Raw genomic sequence first — 17,043 nt, forward strand, 5'->3', positions numbered from 1 at the left:
GAATGCGGTGGCCCGGTGATTCCACGCGGTGCCGCCACGGCGACCTACGCGACCCGGCCGCGCCGCATCGGCGTGTGCATGATGCCGTCGTCGTCGAACTCCGGACCGTCTACCACGAAGCCGAACGCGGCGTACATCCCGACCAGATGCGACTGCGCGTCCAATCGCACCGTCGCAGCACCTGTTTCGGCGAGCGCGGCCCGCATCAGCCGGGTGGTGTGGCCGCCTTTGCGGGCATTCGCCGCGACACAGACCCGGCCGATGCGGAAGGCGTCTTCGCCGTCGACCTGCTCCTCCAGCAGTCGCAGCGTGGCCACGATCTCGCCCTCGGCATCGATCCACAGGTGCCGGGTGCCCGGCAGCAGGTCACGCCCGTCCAATTCGGGATAGGCGCATTCCTGCTCGACCACGAACACCTCGACGCGCAATCTCAGCAGCCGGTACAGGGTGGCGGCGTCGAGATCCGCCGCCCATGACCGCCGCACGCTCACCGGCGACCGCACGGGCCGCTACCGCACCTCGGCGAGACCGGACTCGTCACGCACGGTGGAGCCGCTGACCGAATCGAGCTTCAGCGATTTGTTCGTCCAGTCCCACACTTCCTGGAACAGCGCCTGGTTCTCCGAGAGCTTCTGTCCCAGTGAGGGAATCATCTGCTGCAGCTGCGACGTCCAGCCCGCGTACTCACGCGGGAAGCAGCGCTGCATCACATCGAGCATGGCGGTGACACAGGTGGAGGCACCCGGCGACGCACCGAGCAGACCGGCGATCGAACCGTCCTCGGCGGAGATGACCGCGGTACCGAACTCGAGCACGCCACCGGCGCCCTTGCGGCGGATGACCTGCACCCGCTGACCGGCGGTGATCAGTTCCCAGTCGCGGCCGTCGGCGCGCGGCAGGAACTCCTCGAGCACGCCGACCTTGCCGTTCTGGGACTTCAGCAGCTCACTGACCAGGTACTTGGTCAGACCCATCTCGGTGAGGCCGACGCCGACGAGCGAACCGATGTTGTTCGGCTTGATCGACTTGAACAGGTCGGCGTTGGAGCCGTCCTTGAGGAACTTGGGGGTCCAGCCGGCGTAGGGGCCGAACAGCAGGCCCTTGCGGCCGTTGATCACGCGGGTGTCCAGGTGCGGCACCGACATGGGCGGCGCGCCGACGGCGGCCTTGCCGTACACCTTGGCTTCGTGCGCGGCGATCAGTTCGGGGTTGGTCGAGCGCAGGAACTGGCCGCTGATCGGGAATCCGCCGAAACCCTTGGCTTCGGCGATGCCGGACTTCTGCAGCAGCGGCAGCGCGCCACCACCGGCGCCGACGAAGACGAACTTCGCGTTGAGGGTGCGCGACTGGTAGGTGCGCAGGTTGCGCACGGTGACGTTCCAGGTGCCGTCGGACTGCTTGTCGAGGTCGCGGACCTCGGTGCCGAAGGCGATCTCGCCGCCGGAGTAGCCGATGTGGGCCAGCAGCTGCTTGGTGAGCGCACCGAAATCGATGTCGGTGCCGCCGTCGGACCAGTTCAGCGCCACCGGGTCGGAGTAGTCACGGCCCTTGGCCATCAGCGGCAGGCGCTTGGCGAACTCGTCGGGGCTGTCGATGAACTCCATACCGCGGAAAAGCGGGTGCGGGGCGAGCGCCTCGTAGCGCTTGCGCAGGTAGTCGACGTTGTCGGCACCGTGCACGAAGCTGACGTGCGGGATGGGGTTGATGAAGCCGGCCGGGTCGTTGAGCACACCGGTGTCGACGGCGGAGGCCCAGAACTGGCGCGAGACCTGGAAGCGCTCGTTGATGTCGACGGCCTTGCTCACGTCGACCGAGCCGTCGGCGTTCTGCGGGCTGTAGTTCAGTTCGCACAGCGCCGAGTGGCCGGTGCCCGCGTTGTTCCACGGGTCGCTGCTCTCCGCGGCGGCGGCGTCGAGGCGCTCGAACACCGAGATCGTCCAGTCCGGCTGCAGCTGCCGCAGCAGCACGCCCAGCGTGGCACTCATGATGCCTGCCCCGATCAGAACTACATCGGTCTTTTCCATCTTCGCAGCGTTCGGCACGGGTAGATCGACTTCCTTGTCCTTCTCAGCTACCCACCGGCGGGTGAGTTGGCTTGGCGCGGGCGCTTGGCAGTGTTGAGGCGACTCGCAGTGAATCGCCGGGGGTAGGTTACCCGTCGTTCACCTGAATCCAATTGTGCACCTCAACGGATCGCCGCACAGCAACGGACCAGCCGAATGTGATGTAGAGCAACCCTGCACGTCGCCGTGACCGCGCGATAGATTGACCGGTGTGACGAACGAAACCCTCGGCACGGCCGGTCGGACCGACGAGCAATGGCACACCGACATCCTCGGCACCGCCTTCCAACAGCGCACACTGCCCCTCGGGCCCGATCCCGACGGCGAGGGCGAGGTGGTCGCCACCTTGGTGCGCTACCGGCCCGAGGCCGACACACCGGCCGACGCGCCGACGGTGCTCTACGTGCACGGCTTCACCGACTACTTCTTCCAGCAACATCTGGCCGAGCACTTCGCGGCTCGCGGCCACCGCTTCTATGCCCTGGACCTGCGGAAATGCGGTCGTTCGCGGCGCGAGGGGCAGAGCGCGCACTATGTCAGCGATCTGGCGTTCTACGACGCCGAACTGAACGAGTCGCTGCGCATCGCCCGCGAGGAGACCGGCAACGACGTGGTGGTCCTGGCCCATTCGACCGGCGGGCTGGTCACGGCGCTCTGGTTGGACCGGCTCGAGGCCGCCGGGGGCAGTGCCGCCGCCGGGGTGTCCGGGGTGGTGCTCAACAGCCCGTGGTTCGACCTGCAGGGGCCGTCGTTCTACCGCACCGTCGGCACGCCGATCATCAACGCGGTCGGCCGGTTCCGCGCGTTCGCGCAGATCCCCGGTATGGGGGTGAGCACCGCGTACGGCGACAGCCTGCACCGCACCCGCGCCGGTGAGTGGGACTACAACCTGGAGTGGAAGCCGCTGGCCGGCGAACCCGTGCGGCTCGGCTGGTTGCGTGCGATCCGGCAGGGCCAGGCACGCCTGCAACAAGGCCTCACCATCGGCGTTCCCGCGCTGATCCTGCGGTCACGGGTCACCAAGTTCGCCCGCGAGCACTCCCCCGCCGTCGACGTGGCAGATGCCGTTCTCGACGTCCGCCAGATCCAACGCTGGGCCGGTTGCCTGGGTGAACGCACCTCCATCGTCCCCATCGACGGCGCCCGCCACGACGTCTACCTCTCCGCGAACCCGGCCCGCACCACCGCCTTCACCGAAACCGACAACTGGCTCGATTGGCTCACCACCCAGCACAACGTGGACAAGTGATCACCACGCTCTCGGGCGGGCGTCGCCCGAGAGCACGCCGGTACCGGAGCGTGGTGATCCCGACGGCTCACCAGAGGCTGGTGCGCAGCACTATCTCGGTGGCGAGTTCGTGGCTCGCTTCGGTGGCGACGTTGTCGACTTCGAGGGGGACGACACGGAATTCGCCGTAGACGTAGCGGCCGGAGGCGTCGGCGGTGGCGCGGGGGACGGTTTTGGTGACGAGCATCGTGACCGGGAGTTCGAGCGGCGGACAGGCCGGGTCCGGGGCGTTGCCGTCGGCACCGGGGACCGCGGGGTGGCCGTGGTCGGCGACGACGAGGCTCATGAACCGGCCGAAGCGGCCCGCGCACACCCGCCAGGCCAGTGCGGCACCCGTGCCACGCCCTGCCACGTTGACGTAGGGCAGTTCCAGCGCGTCGAGGACGGCGTGCACTCCCGCCGGGTCGAGTCCGGCGACTGACTCCACGACAACGGTCTGCAACTCGGATTCGTGCAACCGAGCACACACGTTGTCGAAGACGTCGGCAGGGTCGTCGGCGTCGGGAAGCAGCAGCACATTGTGCCGCGAAGCGGGGCCGTCGACGCGCACTGTCCAGGCCTGGTCACCGACCGTGATCTGCCGAGATTTCATGCCGGTGTACGGTACACGGCCAGCCTTAACGGCACCGGGTGTTCCGCCGCGAGTACCGCGTGCCGCACACCCGTGTACTGGGCTTTCACTGTCCGGCAGCACCAAAATGCCGAACCTGTCACAACGCCTGCCGTGTCATCCTCGCTGCACCGTGAGCAGGTCGCGGATTCGGGAGACCGTGTGCGGGAGCCAGAGGGCTTGGGTCGGGGCCAGCGGTGGGTCGGTGAGGTCGATGACGGTGACGCGCCCGCCGAGGGCGGGGCCGGCGGGCGCGGTGACGAAGGCGATGTGGTCGTTGCCCACGACGGCGGTGATCGGTGGTGTGCCCTGGATCCGGTTGACCACGAAGTTCGGTTCGAAACCGGCTCGACGGTAGTTGCTGAGCAGGAAGTCGGTGTAGAAGGAGTGGCCGGCGGGCGCCCAGACGATGACCGACTCGTCGCGCAGGTCGCCGATGTGGAGTTCGGTGCGGGCGGCCAGCCGGTGGTTGCTGTCGACGGCGACGCGGACCGGGTCGTAGGCGATGATCGCCGAAACGAGGTCGGGCGGCATCGCCACGCCGCGGCGCAACGCCAGGTCGATCTCGCCGTCGTAGAGCGCGGGGGCCAGCGCTGAGGGGAACACCTGCCGGGCGGTGAGCGAAGCGGTGGGCAGTTGGTCGCGGACGGGGGCCAGCAGCAGATACACCTCCTCGGCGGTGATCGCCGGGGTGTGGCCGATGACGAAGGGGCGCGGGGAGGCGGTGCCGGCCTCGTGGGTCTGTTCGGCCAGCGTCGCGGCGGCGGCGAGCAGCGCGCGGGCGCCGTCACGCAGCACGGCGCCGGCGGGCGTGAGGTTCAGGGTGCGCCCGGACCGGTCGAACAGGGCGACCCTCAACTGCCGTTCCAGCTGCGCGATCGCCGCGCTGAGCGCCTGCTGGGTGAGGTGCAGTTCGGCTGCGGCGCTGGTGAACCCGTTGTGTTCGGCCACCGCGAGGAACTGGCGGAGGCGATGCAGGTCCAGTGGCCTGCCGTCACGTGGAGTCCGAACGGCCATGGCCCTGGACCCTACCTCGGCACACAACCAAAATTTGTGAAGCGGCCAGAAACTACTGTTTCCCCTTTGTTTCCAGCGCACCTAGCGTCGGCATCGTAGGACTTCGACATCACTCCTGGGAGCCAGGCGATGGACACACCGACGAGAGGATGCAGCAATGACAGGCGTGCTGAGCGGGAATTCCGCCGTGGTGGCCGCGGGGGCCAAGAATCTGGGGCGGCTGATCAGCACCACGCTCGCCGAGGACGGCGCGAATGTGCTGGTCCACTACAACAGCGACGCCAGTAAAGGCGACGCCGACGACACCGTCGCCGCCGCGAAGGCCGCCGGAGTCGAGGCCGTCGCGTTCCAGGGCGACCTCACCGTGCCGGCCAACATCGTGAGCATGTTCGACACCGCGATCGAAGCGTTCGGCGGGGTGGACATCGCCGTGAACACCGTGGGCAAGGTGCTGCGCAAGCCGATCATCGAAACCACCGAAGCCGAGTACGACGCGATGTTCGACGTGAACGCCAAGGCCGCGTACTTCTTCCTGCAGGAGGCGGGCAAGCGGCTCGACGACGGCGGCCGCGTCGTCACGATCGTCACGTCGCTGCTGGCCGCGTTCACCGACGGCTACTCCACCTACGCGGGCGCCAAGAGCCCCGTCGAGCACTTCACCAGGGCCGCGGCCAAAGAGTTCGCGCCGCGCGGCATCACCGTCAACAGTGTGGCGCCGGGCCCGATGGACACCCCGTTCTTCTACCCGCAGGAAACCCCCGAGCGGGTGGAATTCCACAAGTCGCAGGCGATGAACGGCCGGCTCACCCAGATCGAGGACATCGCACCGCTGGTGGAGTTCCTGGTGGCCGAGGGCGGTTGGATCACCGGACAGACGATCTTCGCCAATGGTGGCTACACCACGCGGTGAACGCGGTCACCCGCCGAGATCACGCCCGGCGGGTGTCGTCGACGATCGCGCTGCCGATGACCGGGTGGGCCGTTCGGGTGCCCTGGGTGAGCAGGTCTTCGAGGGCCGCGCAGTCCAGATGCGTTTCGATCAGATCCGCCAGGAGATCGAGTTGAGCTGTGCGGGTGGCGGATACGGAAGTATCGGGTGCGACGGCGAACCCCGTGCGGCCCGCCCCGGCGGCCACTTCGGTGAGCCAGGCGCGCCGGAATTCGTCGGACTCGAGCAGGCCGTGGACGTGGGTACCCCAGATACCGCCCAGCGCACTGCCTTCGGGCACGCCGTCGACGGTCAGCCAGGTGGGGTCGCTACTGCGGTGCACCCGCCCGTGGTGGATCTCGTACCCGGCGATCGGGAGGCCACCGGCCGACCCGGCGACCTGGCGTGCGATCTTCGGTTCCGCGAATTCGATGTCGAGGTCGAGCAGCCCGAGCCCCGCGGTCACCCAAGCGTTCTCGCCGCGCACCGGGTCGCCGGTGAAGAGGGTCTCAATCGGCGAGCGTGCGTCGCCGGTGTCGGGGTCGTTTTCTCCGACCGGCCGGCTCGCGACGTGTTCCACTCCGTCGACGATGCGTCGGCCGAGCATCTGATACCCGCCACAGATGCCGAGAATGGGGCGCCCGGCGGCCGCGCGGGCGCGTAGGGCATCGCCCAAACCGTTCGCGCGCAACCACTCGAGGTCCGACACCGTGGCCTTGCTGCCCGGCAGGACGACGAGGTCGGCGGTGGCGATCTGGTGGGGGCTGTCGGCCCAGCGGACGGTGACGCCCGGTTCGCAGGCGAGGGCTTCGATGTCGGTGGAATTGGAGATGCGGGGCAGGCGGATGGCGGCGACGGTGAGCCAGTCGGTGCCGTGCGGCGGGGCGGGGCGGCCGACCGGGGCGCCGGAGATGGTGCCGAGAGAATCTTCGGCGTCGAGCCAGAGGTCTTCGGCGAACGGGAGCACACCGAGGATGGGGCGTCCGGTGAGGGCGGTGAGCTGATCGAGGCCCGGTTGCAGCAGGGCGACGTCGCCACGGAACTTGTTGATGATGAAACCCGAGACGAGTTGCTGGTCTTCGGGTTCCAGGACGGCCACCGTGCCGAACAAGTGCGCCAGCACGCCCCCACGATCGATATCACCCACCACCAGTACCGGAATGTCCGCAGCCCGGGCGAGCCCCATGTTCGCGAGATCGGTTGCGCGCAGGTTGATCTCGGCAGGCGAACCAGCGCCTTCACAGATCACCACGTCGAATTCCGCACGTAGGTCGGCGAGTTCGTCGGCGACCACCTCGCGCAACTGCTGACGACGGGTGAAATAGTCACGCGCACCGACAGTTCCGACCGCTTTGCCCCGCACCACCAGCTGTGAGCGTCGATCGCTGCCGGGTTTGAGCAGCACCGGGTTGAACCGCACGCTGGGTTCGAGTCCGCAGGCGCGGGCCTGTAATGCCTGAGCGCGACCGATCTCCCCGCCGTCGACCGTCACGACGGAATTGTTCGACATGTTCTGCGCCTTGAACGGCGCCACCCGCACTCCACGCCGCGCCAGCATCCGGCAGATCCCCGCCACCACCACGCTTTTCCCGGCGTCGGAGGTCGTCCCCGCGATCAGCAGCGCGCCCCGCAGCACTGCCTCGCTCACCCGCGGACCCGACCCGTGGGCGCGGCGCACAGGCGAGCGTGCACGAGCTTCGAATTGACCCCGCTCACGGCAAGGTCAGGATTTCCGCGCCTGTTTCGGTGACAACGAGGGTGTGTTCGAACTGGGCTGTCCACTGACGGTCCTTGGTGACCACGGTCCAGCCGTCGTCCCAGATGTCGTAGTCGATGCCGCCGAGGTTGATCATCGGCTCGATGGTGAAGGTCATGCCGGGTTCGATGATCGACTCGATGCCGGGCTGGTCGTAGTGCAGCACGACCAGCCCGCTGTGGAAGGTGGGGCCGACGCCGTGGCCGGTGAAGTCGCGCACCACGCCGTAACCGAAGCGGTTGGCGTAGGCCTCGATCACGCGGCCCACCACGTTGAGCGCGCGCCCCGGCTTGACCGCCTTGATCGCCCGGTTGGTGGCCTCTTCGGTGCGCTCGACCAGCAGGCGCACCTCCTCGTCGACATCACCGGCGAGGAAGGTCTTGTTGGTGTCGCCGTGCACGCCGTGGATGTAGGCGGTGACGTCGATGTTGACGATGTCACCGTCCTCGATCACCGTCGAGTCGGGGATGCCGTGGCAGATCACCTCGTTGAGCGAGGTGCAGCAGGACTTGGGGAAACCCTTGTAGCCCAGGGTGGACGGGTACGCGCCGTGGTCGCACATGTACTCGTGGGCGATGCGGTCGAGCTCGTCGGTGGTGACGCCGGGCGCCACCGCCTTCCCCGCTTCCGCGAGGGCCTGTGCCGCGATCTTGCTCGCGATCCGCATCTTGTCGATGGTTTCGGCGGTCTGCACCCAGGGCTCGTTGCCCTCGTTCACGGTCTGCTTCCACACGTATTCGGGGCGCTCGATGGAACGCGGGACATCCCGGATCGGCGACTGGATGCCGGGAACGAGTGGCTGACGGGTGCGCACGGACATAGACGAAGTGTACTTAGGGAGCGCCGACCGCGGCCTCGACGGGTTCGAGGCGCACCACAATGCCCTTCGAGGTCGGGGTGTTGCTGATGTCGGCCACACTGTCGAGGGGCACCAGCACATTGGTTTCGGGATAGTACGCCGCCGCCGAGCCGCGACTGGCCGGATACGCCACCGCCACGAAGTTCTGCGCGCGCCGTTCGGTGCCGTCGTGCCACACGCTGACGATGTCGACCACGTCACCGTCGGTGAGGCCGCGTTCGGCCAGGTCCACGGGGTTGACCATGATCACCCGGCGCGCGTTGTGGATGCCGCGGTAGCGGTCGTTGTTCGTGTACGGAACAGTGTTCCACTGGTCGTGTGCGCGCAGCGACTGCAGAATCAGGTAGCCGGGCGGCACCTCGAGCATCGCCACGTCGTTGCAGGTGAACTCCGCTTTTCCGGTCGAAGTGCGGAAAATGCCGGCGTTCACCGGGTTGGCCAGGCGCAACCCACCCGGCCGGTCGACCCGTTCGTCGAAGTTCTCGAACCCGGGCACGACCCGCGAGATGCGATCACGAATGCTGCGGTAGTCGGCGACGAATTCCTCCCACGGAATCGTATTGCCCTGCCCCAGCGTGCGCCGCGCCAGCCGGGAGATGATCGCCACCTCGCTCAGCAGGTGCGGCGAGGCCGGGTCCAGGCGTCCGCGTGAAGCGTGCACCTCGCTCATCGAGTCCTCGACGGTGACGAACTGCTCACCGGTGGCCTGGATGTCGCGGTCGCTGCGGCCCAGTGTGGGCAGGATCAGCGCTGTGGCACCGCACACGGTGTGCGAGCGGTTGAGCTTGGTGGAGATCTGCACCGTGAGCTCGCACCGGCGCAAGGCCGCCTCGGTGACGGCGCTGTCGGGGGTGGCGCGCACGAAATTGCCCGCGACGCCGACGAACACCTTCGCCTTGCCGTCGCGCATGGCCCGGATCGCACCCACCGAATCGAGTCCGTGCGCGGCGGGCGGGGTGAACCCGAATTCGGTGCCGAGAGCGTCGAGGAATGACTGCGGCATCCGTTCCCAGATGCCCATCGTGCGGTCGCCCTGCACGTTGCTGTGCCCACGCACCGGGCACACACCGGCGCCGGGACGGCCCAGGTTGCCGCGCAGCAGCAGGAAGTCGACGATCTCGCGGATGGTGGGCACCCCGTGCTTGTGCTGGGTGAGCCCCATCGCCCAGCACACGATGATCTTGTCGCTGGCCAGCACCTGCTGGTGCACCTGTTCGATCTCGGCGCGGGTCAGACCGGTGGCGGTGAGCGCGGTGTCCCAGCTGATCCGCCTGGCGTGCTCGGCGAAGGCTTCGAAACCGCTGGTCTGCCCGGCGATGAACCTGTGGTCGAGCACCGTGCCCGGTGCCGCGTCCTCGGCTTCGAGCAGCAGTCGGTTGAGCATCTGGAACAGGGCGAGGTCGCCGCCGGAGCGGATCTTGAGGAAGTAGTCGGCGATGGCGGTGCCGCGCCCCAGTACGCCGCGCGCGTGCTGCGGGTTCTTGAACCGGATCAGCCCGGCTTCGGGCAGCGGGTTCACGGCGACGATCTTGCCGCCGTTGCGTTTGGTCTGCTCGAGCGCGCTGAGCATGCGCGGATGATTGGTGCCCGGGTTCTGTCCGACGACGAAGACGAGGTCGGCCGCGTAGATGTCTTCCAGCGACACGCTGCCCTTACCGACACCGAGGGTCTGCTGCAGGGCCGAGCCGCTGGATTCGTGGCACATGTTGGAGCAGTCGGGCAGGTTGTTGGTGCCGTAGGCGCGCACGAACAACTGCAGCAGGAACGCGGCCTCGTTGCTGAGCCGGCCGGAGGTGTAGAACAGCGCCTCGTCGGGCGATTCGAGCCCGCGCAGGCTGGTGGCGATCAACTCCAGTGCGGCGTCCCAGCCGATCGGTTCGTAGTGTGTCGCGCCGGGCCGGCGCACCATCGGCTCGGTGAGCCTGCCCTGCTGGTTGAGCCAGTGATCCGACATCGTGTCGAGTTCGGCCACGGAGTGCTCGCGGAAGAACTCGGCGGTGACCCGGCGGGTGGTGGCCTCGTCGTTGACGTGTTTGGCGCCGTTTTCGCAGTACTCGTTGCGGTGACGATCCCGTGGCTCGGGCCACGCGCAGCCGGGGCAGTCGAAACCGTCGGTCTGATTGATGTTGAGCAGGGTGCGGCCGGTGCGCACCAGTGAGGTCTGTGACAGCGAGTACTCCACCGCGTGGACCACTCCGGGCACCCCGGCTGCCCAGGTCTTGGGTGCTGTCACGGTCAGCTCGTCTTCGGGGTCATCGATCGGGGTCATGGTCGGCTTTCTTCGGCGAGTCGGCGGCACGGCACGGTGATCAAAGGCTCCCACTTCACGCACCGATGTCAACACCGCGCCGCCGGCTCTCACCCGGCGTCCTCGGCCGGGTTCACCTGACCCGGAGCCTCCGTACGGCCGGCGCGGGCCAGCAAATACGAGCGGAGCACGAGGCGCAGCTCGGCGACCAGGGCGGGCCGCTCGTCGTCGGGGGCGTCGATGATCATCGGCATCATGCCGCGCAAGGTCTGGATGGCGACCGCGGCGGTGCGGGTGCGCTGCTTGGCGGTGATGTCCGGGAACAGCGCGCCGACGAGAGCTTCCACCTGCTGGTGGATGGCCTGGTGCGCGGGAGCGACCGCCTCGCGCATCGCGGTGGGCATATCGGTGCGGGCGAACAGCGCCTTGAAACCCGGATTGGCCAGATTGAACTCCACCAGCGGGCCGAGGATCCGGTCGAGCAACGCGTCCAGGTCGGCCGGGCCCACATCGGTGTCGAAGGTGGCGCGAAAGGCGATGAGCCGCTCCCGGTACAGCTCGGCGAGCGCGGCCGCCAGTTCGTCCTTGTTGCGGAAGTACTGGTAGAGCGAGCCGGGCGAGATCCCGGCCGCGGCGGCGATCGCGTTGGTGGTCGCGTTCTCGTAACCACGTTCGGCGAACACCCGCGCTGCGGCCTGCAGGATCTGCTCGATACGACGACGACCGCGCTCTTGGCGGCGCACCTCGGCCATACTCCTCCTTGTATATGCGAGCAATCACTCGTATTCTCGGCTGCAACTTACGAGTAATTGCTCGTATCAGTCGCAGACTAACAGAGGAACGACCCATGCTCGGACGGTTCGTCACCCACCGGCCACGCTCCCTACTCGCCGCGGCCCTGGCGGCCTTCGTGCTGCTCATCGCCGTGGCGAGCGGTGCGATGAACGCGCTATCACTGAACAGATTCGAACATCCCAACTCCGAAGCCTCCGCTGCGGCAGCGGAATTGGCGACCCGGTTCGATACCGGCGCGGCGAATATCGCGATCCTGGTCACCGCGGTCGACGGCGACGTGCGCGACCCCGAGGTCGCTGCCGTCGGCACCCGGCTCACCGAACAACTCGGGCAGTATCCGGGTGTCGGCGACGCCTGGTCGTTCTGGTCGGCGGACGCGCCGGACACCCTGGCCGGCAACGGCTTCGGCAACGCTCTCGTGCTGGCATGGGCGCCCGGCGATGCCGACCGGGTGCGCGGTGAGATCCTGCCCGGCATCGAGACCGAGATCATCGAGGCCGGCCGCGACCCCGCGGTCACCCTCACCCTCGGCGGCGCGGACGAGGTGTTCCGTGATGTCGCCGCACAGGCCGCCACCGACTTCCTGCGCGCCGAACTGATCGTGCTCCCCTTGGTGTTCGCGCTGCTGGCACTGGTGTTGCGCCGGGTCACACTGGCGCTGGTCACCGTTGCCATCGGCCTGTTCTGTGTGATCGGCACACTCGCCGCACTGCGCGTGGTGAGCCTGTTCACCGATGTATCGACCTTCGCGGCGAATATCGCACTGGTCATGGGCATCGGCCTCGGCGTGGACTACGGGCTGTTCATGATCTACCGGTTCCGGGAGGAGCTGAGCGCGGGCCACGACGTCGCCGCGGCCACGTGGCGGGCGGTGGCGGGCGCCGGGCGCACCATCACCTTCAGTGCCGCCACCGTGGCCGTCAGCTCAGCCGTGCTGTTCGCCTTCCCCTTTCCCTTCCTGCGATCGTTCGCCTACGCGGGGATCGCCGTAGCGGCCACGGCGGTGCTCGCGTCGGTGGTGGTTCTGCCCGCCGCGCTGCGGCTGCTCGGCCGGCGTGCCCTGCCCCAGCGGCCGATCGGTGTGCCGGAACAAGGTTTGTGGTACCGCGTGGCCGAATACGTGATGCGCCGGCCGGTGGTGGCCGGCGGTTCGGCATTGCTGGTGCTGCTGCTGCTCGGCGCGCCGGCGCTCGGTGTGCACTTCGGCTCGCCCGACGACCGGGTGGTGAGCTCCGCACAGCCGGTGCGCGCCATGTACGACACGATCCGCGCCGAGTTCGAGACCGAGGAAGCCGACGCCGTCCACGTCATCGCACCGCGGGCGTCCGATCTCGATGAACTGGCACCGTACGCCGAGCGACTCGCCACGATTCCCGGTGTCCTGCGCGTGGATTCGGCGGCAGGCGCTTTCGGCGCGGGTGCGACGAACGACCCGGTGCGCGCGGCGGGCTTCACCGACGGGGAGGCGACCTGGTTGCGGGTCGTGCCGACCGTCGCCGCGCTCGCTGACTCGCACGCCCTGGTGGGCGAGATCCGTGCCACCCCCGCGCCGTTCGATGTCCTCGTCGGCGGCTACCCCGCCGACCTGGCCGACTACCGCGACGGCGTCACCGCGCGACTGCCGCTGGTGGCCGCGCTCATCATGCTCGTCATCTTCGCGGTGCTGTTCTTGATGACGGGCAGCGTGCTGGCACCGTTGAAGGCTTCGATCCTCAATGTGCTGTCGATGTCGGTGATGTTCGGCGTGCTGGTGTGGGGTTTCCAGAACGGCGCGCTGGCCGGCGTACTCGGCTTCACCCCGGTCGGCAGCATCGAGCCGAGCATCCCGATCCTCATGTTCTGCATCGCCTACGGCCTGTCGATGGATTACGAAGTGTTCCTGCTGGCCCGCATCAAGGAGGACTACGACCGCACCGGCGACCCGATCGGCTCCATCCCTCGCGGGATCGCCCGTTCGGCCCCGCTGATCACCGCCGCCGCGCTGGTCCTGGCCGCGTCCTTCGCGGTCTACGCCACCAGCGGCGTCGCGTTCCTGCAGCAACTGGGCATCGGTATGGCGATCACCGTCGTCGTCGACGCCACCCTCGTCCGGGGAGTTCTGGTTCCCGCGCTCATGCGGCTGGCCGGCCGTGCCAACTGGTGGGCGCCGGGGCCCTTGCGCCGCTTCCACAACCGCTTCGGGCTGCGTGAATCGAGCTGGGCCACGCCGGAGTCCACGCACCCCGTGGCCTCGCGGGTGTGATCGCGGAGCCGCCCAGGAGCACCCGGTAGGTCGAGCGCGTGGTGGTGGTCGGTGCTGTCGGGCGGGCACAGCGGCCGCGACGGACGGACGGCCCGCGGTCAGCGCAGTGCCGCACGCCCCCGCATGCGGCCGAGGACGACCAGCACCACCAGGGTGACCACCACGAGGACCGTGGTTCCCGCCGCCGCGTCGAAGACCTCACCGCGGTCGGTCTGGGCGAAGATGTTGACCGGCAAGGTCTTCCAGGTGGCTGGATACACCATGATCGTCGCGCCCAGTTCGCCCATCGACAGGGCGACCGACAGGCCGGCGGCGGCGCCGAGCGCGGGCAGCAGTAGCGGGAGGGTGATCTGGCACAGGACCCGCACGGGACCGGCGCCCAGGGATTCGGCCGCCTGCCGGTAGGCGGGGTCGAGGCGGTCCAGGGCGGCCGAGACCGCGCTGAACGTGTACGCCAGCACCAGCACCGTGTGGGCCACGATCACGATCCACTTGGTGCCGCCGAGCAGCAGCGGGCGTTCGTTGAACGCGATGAGCACGCCCAGGCCGATCGCCACCGACGGCACCGCGACCGGCAGGTGGAACACCGCGTCGGTCAGGCGGCGTAACCAGGTCGGCGCCGCCCGCGAGGCCAGCGCGGCCCAGGTGCCCAGGACCAGCGAGATCGCCCCGGCCAGCAGTGCGGTCTGCAGGCTCACCGACAGGCTCGCCGCCTGCTCACCGCTGAGCGCGTTGCCCAGGTTGGCGAAGCCGAGGTCCGAGGGCAGCGGGCCGGTCCAGCTGCCCGCCAGTGCGGCCGCGACGACAGTCGCGATCGGGGCGACGAAGACCACCGCCACCACGATCCCGAACACACCAAGCACCAGCGCTTTTCCGCGTGGAGTCCAGACGAGCACGATCAGTCTCCCTTCGGGCGGGTCAGGAACCGGGCGAACACGAACCGGTAGGTGAGGTAGAGGGTGAGCGAGAGCAGCACCTGCACCGAGGCGAGCACGGCGGCGCCGGGCAGGTCGAAGGTGACGATGCCGCGGGTGTAGATCAGCGCGGGCAGGGTGATCACACCCTTGGCGCCGGTGAACAGCACGATGCCGAATTCGTTGAGCGTGAGCAGCAGCACCAGGCTGCCGCCGGCCGCCAGCGCGGGCCACGCCTCGGGCAGTACCACCCGGCGCAGCACCCGCCACGGCGAAGCGCCGAGGCTGGCCGCCACATCGAGTTGTTCGCGCGGCAGCTGCGCGAACGCGGCCAGCACTGGCCGCACCACGAACGGGGTGAAGAAGGTGATCTCGGCCAGGATCACGCCCAGCGGCGTGGTCAGGAAGTCGATCACCGGCGTGGTGGCGCCGGTCAATTCGGTGATCAGCGCGTTCACCGCGCCTGCCGTGCCGTAGAGGAACGTGAAGGCCAGTGTGATCAGGAACGAGGGCAGGGTGAGGATGGTGTCGATCAGCCTGCCGACCACCCCGGACCCGGGGAAGGGCACGAACGCGAGCACGATCGCGAGGAAGGTGCCGAGCACCAGGCAGCCGGCCGTGGAGCACACCGCGATGGACACCGTGCGCCACAGCGCTTCCCGGAAGGCCGTGGATTCGAGTACCGAGGTCCACACCTCGGTCCCCCGCCCGGTCGGCGTCCGGGTCGATTCGGTGAGCACGCGCAGAATCGGATACCCGGCGATGCCGAGCACCACCAGCACCGGCGGCAGCACCCACAGCACCGGCAGCCACAGGGCACGCGCGGGGACCTTCGGCTGCACCGTGGACGGCTCGAGAACCGGTGTGCTCATGGGCGCACCGCCTCGTCGCGGCATCGCACGGCCCGCGCCCGCACCCGATTCGTGGCCGGACCGAACCTCGAATGCGAACCCATCCTCGCGAGGCCGAGCGGGGCGGTATCGCCCCGCACGAGTCCGGTGACTCGAGAACCGGTCGAGCGCGATCGAGGGCCGAGCGCCGAGATCGAGCAGGTCATGACGGATTCTCCGGACGACGCGGGTCGGCGGCGCCGGACGCTCCCATCGGCGAGGGCCGGGTGCGGCGCGTTGGACCATTTCCGATCGAGTTCGGGATCAGCACACCGGCCGGGTCCGGCATCCGCACACCGACGACCGATCCCGCTGTCGCGGTGAAGTGGCCGGGGACATCGGCGGCGAGTTCGCCGGGCAGACCTTCGACGTCCAGTTCGACCCTGGTCGACGCGCCGCGCCACACCACGCTGCGCACCGTGGCACGCAGGGCCTCTCGGTCCGATGGCGTGCCGATCGTGAGGGTGTGCGGCCGGATGCAGAGCAGCGCGTCGTCACCGGGCTTCCAGTCATCCTGCACGACACCAGGTTTCGGTGCCCGCGCCCGCAGGGTGGCGGGGCCCGCGGTGACCAGGGCGGCGGTGCCGGCGATGTGGTCGACCGTGCACGGCACCAGATTCGCGCCGCCCAGGAATCCGGCGGTGAAATCCGATGGTGGTCGCTGCCAGAGGTTTTCGGCGGTGTCGATGTCGACGAGGCGTGCATCGCGCATCACCGCGATGCGGTCCGCCAGGGCTAGCGCCTCGGCCTGATCATGGGTGACGTACAGCATGGCGGTGTCGGGCAACGCGCGGCGCAACTGCTGCAGTTCACCGAGCATCGAGTGCCGCAGTTGGGCGTCGAGCGCGGCGAGCGGCTCATCGAGCAACAGCACCTCGGGCCGGATGGCCAGTGCGCGCGCGATCGCCACGCGCTGCTGCTGACCGCCGGACAGTTCGCGGGGCAGGCGCGCGGCGTAGGCGCCCATCCCGACCATCTCCAGCGCCTCGGTGACCCGCGCCCCGATCTCGGCACGCGGTACCCGATGCGACTTCAGCCCGAACGCCACATTGCTGTGCACGTTCATGTGCGGGAACAGTGCGTAGGACTGCACCACCACCCCGATCCCGCGTTTGGCGGGTGACAGGTCGGTGACGTCGCGGCCCGCCAGCCGCACCGCCCCCGAGGTGGGCCGGACGAAACCGGCCAGCGCCTTGAGCGCGGTCGACTTGCCCGAGCCACTCGGGCCCAGCAGCGCGACGGTCTCGCCGACGGCGACGCGCAGGGTGAAATCGGCCAGCGCCACCGCGGCTTTGCGGCCCCTGCCGTAACTGACCCCGACCCGGTCGAACACGATCGCGGGTTCGTTCGTGGCCGACCCGATTCGGGCGGCGGCGGACTTCGTGCGCAGGTCACCGTCGGACATCGTCAACTCCCTTACAACGCAGCCGGAT

General features: G+C 68.7%; 14 protein-coding genes. 3 read left to right on the forward strand and 11 right to left on the reverse strand.

Going from position 1 to position 17,043, the window contains the following annotated elements; genetic code table 11:
• Nucleotides 1-44: 44 nt before the first annotated feature.
• Both ACFO5K_RS11685 and mqo read right to left on the reverse strand, forming a co-directional pair.
• Nucleotides 45-503 carry a GNAT family N-acetyltransferase gene (locus ACFO5K_RS11685; RefSeq protein WP_378560318.1) on the reverse strand — a complete coding sequence of 153 codons (459 nt, stop codon included), beginning with the start codon at nucleotides 501-503 and terminating at the stop codon, nucleotides 45-47.
• 6 nt (nucleotides 504-509) lie between these two features.
• Entirely contained in the window at nucleotides 510-2,024 is a 1,515-nt protein-coding gene (mqo, locus tag ACFO5K_RS11690; protein ID WP_378560321.1) for a malate dehydrogenase (quinone), read from the reverse strand.
• Nucleotides 2,025-2,274: 250 nt separating this feature from the next.
• Between mqo and ACFO5K_RS11695 the strand changes: the two genes are divergently transcribed.
• Nucleotides 2,275-3,312 carry an alpha/beta hydrolase gene (locus tag ACFO5K_RS11695; protein ID WP_378560324.1) on the forward strand — a complete coding sequence of 346 codons (1,038 nt, stop codon included), beginning with the start codon at nucleotides 2,275-2,277 and terminating at the stop codon, nucleotides 3,310-3,312.
• Between the two features lie 67 nt (nucleotides 3,313-3,379).
• On the opposite strand, the gene ACFO5K_RS11700 is transcribed toward ACFO5K_RS11695, so the two are convergent.
• Entirely contained in the window at nucleotides 3,380-3,943 is a 564-nt protein-coding gene (locus ACFO5K_RS11700) for an alpha/beta hydrolase (protein ID WP_378560327.1), read from the reverse strand.
• Between the two features lie 135 nt (nucleotides 3,944-4,078).
• Complete coding sequence (locus ACFO5K_RS11705) at nucleotides 4,079-4,978, reverse strand: LysR family transcriptional regulator (RefSeq protein WP_378560330.1); 900 nt, start codon at nucleotides 4,976-4,978, stop codon at nucleotides 4,079-4,081.
• Between the two features lie 157 nt (nucleotides 4,979-5,135).
• Between ACFO5K_RS11705 and ACFO5K_RS11710 the strand changes: the two genes are divergently transcribed.
• Complete coding sequence (locus ACFO5K_RS11710) at nucleotides 5,136-5,888, forward strand: SDR family oxidoreductase (protein WP_378560333.1); 753 nt, start codon at nucleotides 5,136-5,138, stop codon at nucleotides 5,886-5,888.
• 19 nt (nucleotides 5,889-5,907) lie between these two features.
• Here ACFO5K_RS11710 and ACFO5K_RS11715 read toward each other — a convergent pair whose 3' ends face one another.
• The 4 genes from ACFO5K_RS11715 to ACFO5K_RS11730 all read right to left on the reverse strand — a co-directional run bounded on the left by ACFO5K_RS11715 (nucleotide 5,908) and on the right by ACFO5K_RS11730 (nucleotide 11,521).
• Nucleotides 5,908-7,554, reverse strand: a complete 1,647-nt coding sequence (locus ACFO5K_RS11715; RefSeq protein WP_378560336.1) for a cobyric acid synthase — start codon at nucleotides 7,552-7,554, stop codon at nucleotides 5,908-5,910.
• A gap of 64 nt (nucleotides 7,555-7,618) precedes the next feature.
• Nucleotides 7,619-8,482, reverse strand: coding sequence for a type I methionyl aminopeptidase (map, locus tag ACFO5K_RS11720; protein WP_378560339.1), 864 nt, complete (start codon nucleotides 8,480-8,482; stop codon nucleotides 7,619-7,621).
• A gap of 13 nt (nucleotides 8,483-8,495) precedes the next feature.
• Nucleotides 8,496-10,790 carry an FdhF/YdeP family oxidoreductase gene (locus ACFO5K_RS11725; RefSeq protein WP_378560342.1) on the reverse strand — a complete coding sequence of 765 codons (2,295 nt, stop codon included), beginning with the start codon at nucleotides 10,788-10,790 and terminating at the stop codon, nucleotides 8,496-8,498.
• 89 nt (nucleotides 10,791-10,879) lie between these two features.
• Nucleotides 10,880-11,521 carry a TetR/AcrR family transcriptional regulator gene (locus ACFO5K_RS11730; RefSeq protein ID WP_378560345.1) on the reverse strand — a complete coding sequence of 214 codons (642 nt, stop codon included), beginning with the start codon at nucleotides 11,519-11,521 and terminating at the stop codon, nucleotides 10,880-10,882.
• 95 nt (nucleotides 11,522-11,616) lie between these two features.
• On the opposite strand from ACFO5K_RS11730, the gene ACFO5K_RS11735 reads away from it, so the two are divergent.
• The gene (locus ACFO5K_RS11735) at nucleotides 11,617-13,806 is read left to right on the forward strand and encodes an MMPL family transporter (protein WP_378560348.1); all 2,190 of its coding nucleotides are present in this window, start codon (nucleotides 11,617-11,619) and stop codon (nucleotides 13,804-13,806) included.
• A 98-nt stretch (nucleotides 13,807-13,904) separates the two neighbouring features.
• Here the strand turns inward: ACFO5K_RS11735 and ACFO5K_RS11740 are convergent, their stop codons facing one another.
• From ACFO5K_RS11740 to ACFO5K_RS11750, 3 genes are all read right to left on the reverse strand, one after another.
• Complete coding sequence (locus ACFO5K_RS11740) at nucleotides 13,905-14,702, reverse strand: ABC transporter permease (RefSeq protein ID WP_378560351.1); 798 nt, start codon at nucleotides 14,700-14,702, stop codon at nucleotides 13,905-13,907.
• Between the two features lie 2 nt (nucleotides 14,703-14,704).
• Nucleotides 14,705-15,592, reverse strand: coding sequence for a 2-aminoethylphosphonate ABC transporter permease subunit (locus tag ACFO5K_RS11745; RefSeq protein WP_378560354.1), 888 nt, complete (start codon nucleotides 15,590-15,592; stop codon nucleotides 14,705-14,707).
• Nucleotides 15,593-15,773: 181 nt separating this feature from the next.
• Nucleotides 15,774-17,015, reverse strand: coding sequence for an ABC transporter ATP-binding protein (locus tag ACFO5K_RS11750; RefSeq protein ID WP_378560357.1), 1,242 nt, complete (start codon nucleotides 17,013-17,015; stop codon nucleotides 15,774-15,776).
• Nucleotides 17,016-17,043: the final 28 nt, after the last annotated feature.

The organism is Nocardia halotolerans (assembly GCF_042650145.1).
Lineage (GTDB): Bacteria > Actinomycetota > Actinomycetes > Mycobacteriales > Mycobacteriaceae > Nocardia > Nocardia halotolerans.

What these genes read in the sequence shown, in the direction of transcription:
- mqo (WP_378560321.1), bottom strand. Translation starts at nt 2,024, where the DNA reads ATGGAAAAGACCGATGTAGTTCTGATCGGGGCAGGCATCATGAGTGCC.
- ACFO5K_RS11700 (WP_378560327.1), bottom strand. Translation starts at nt 3,943, where the DNA reads ATGAAATCTCGGCAGATCACGGTCGGTGACCAGGCCTGGACAGTGCGC.
- ACFO5K_RS11705 (WP_378560330.1), bottom strand. Translation starts at nt 4,978, where the DNA reads ATGGCCGTTCGGACTCCACGTGACGGCAGGCCACTGGACCTGCATCGC.
- ACFO5K_RS11710 (WP_378560333.1), top strand. Translation starts at nt 5,136, where the DNA reads ATGACAGGCGTGCTGAGCGGGAATTCCGCCGTGGTGGCCGCGGGGGCC.
- map (WP_378560339.1), bottom strand. Translation starts at nt 8,482, where the DNA reads ATGTCCGTGCGCACCCGTCAGCCACTCGTTCCCGGCATCCAGTCGCCG.
- ACFO5K_RS11725 (WP_378560342.1), bottom strand. Translation starts at nt 10,790, where the DNA reads ATGACCCCGATCGATGACCCCGAAGACGAGCTGACCGTGACAGCACCC.
- ACFO5K_RS11730 (WP_378560345.1), bottom strand. Translation starts at nt 11,521, where the DNA reads ATGGCCGAGGTGCGCCGCCAAGAGCGCGGTCGTCGTCGTATCGAGCAG.
- ACFO5K_RS11735 (WP_378560348.1), top strand. Translation starts at nt 11,617, where the DNA reads ATGCTCGGACGGTTCGTCACCCACCGGCCACGCTCCCTACTCGCCGCG.
- ACFO5K_RS11745 (WP_378560354.1), bottom strand. Translation starts at nt 15,592, where the DNA reads ATGAGCACACCGGTTCTCGAGCCGTCCACGGTGCAGCCGAAGGTCCCC.
- ACFO5K_RS11750 (WP_378560357.1), bottom strand. Translation starts at nt 17,015, where the DNA reads ATGTCCGACGGTGACCTGCGCACGAAGTCCGCCGCCGCCCGAATCGGG.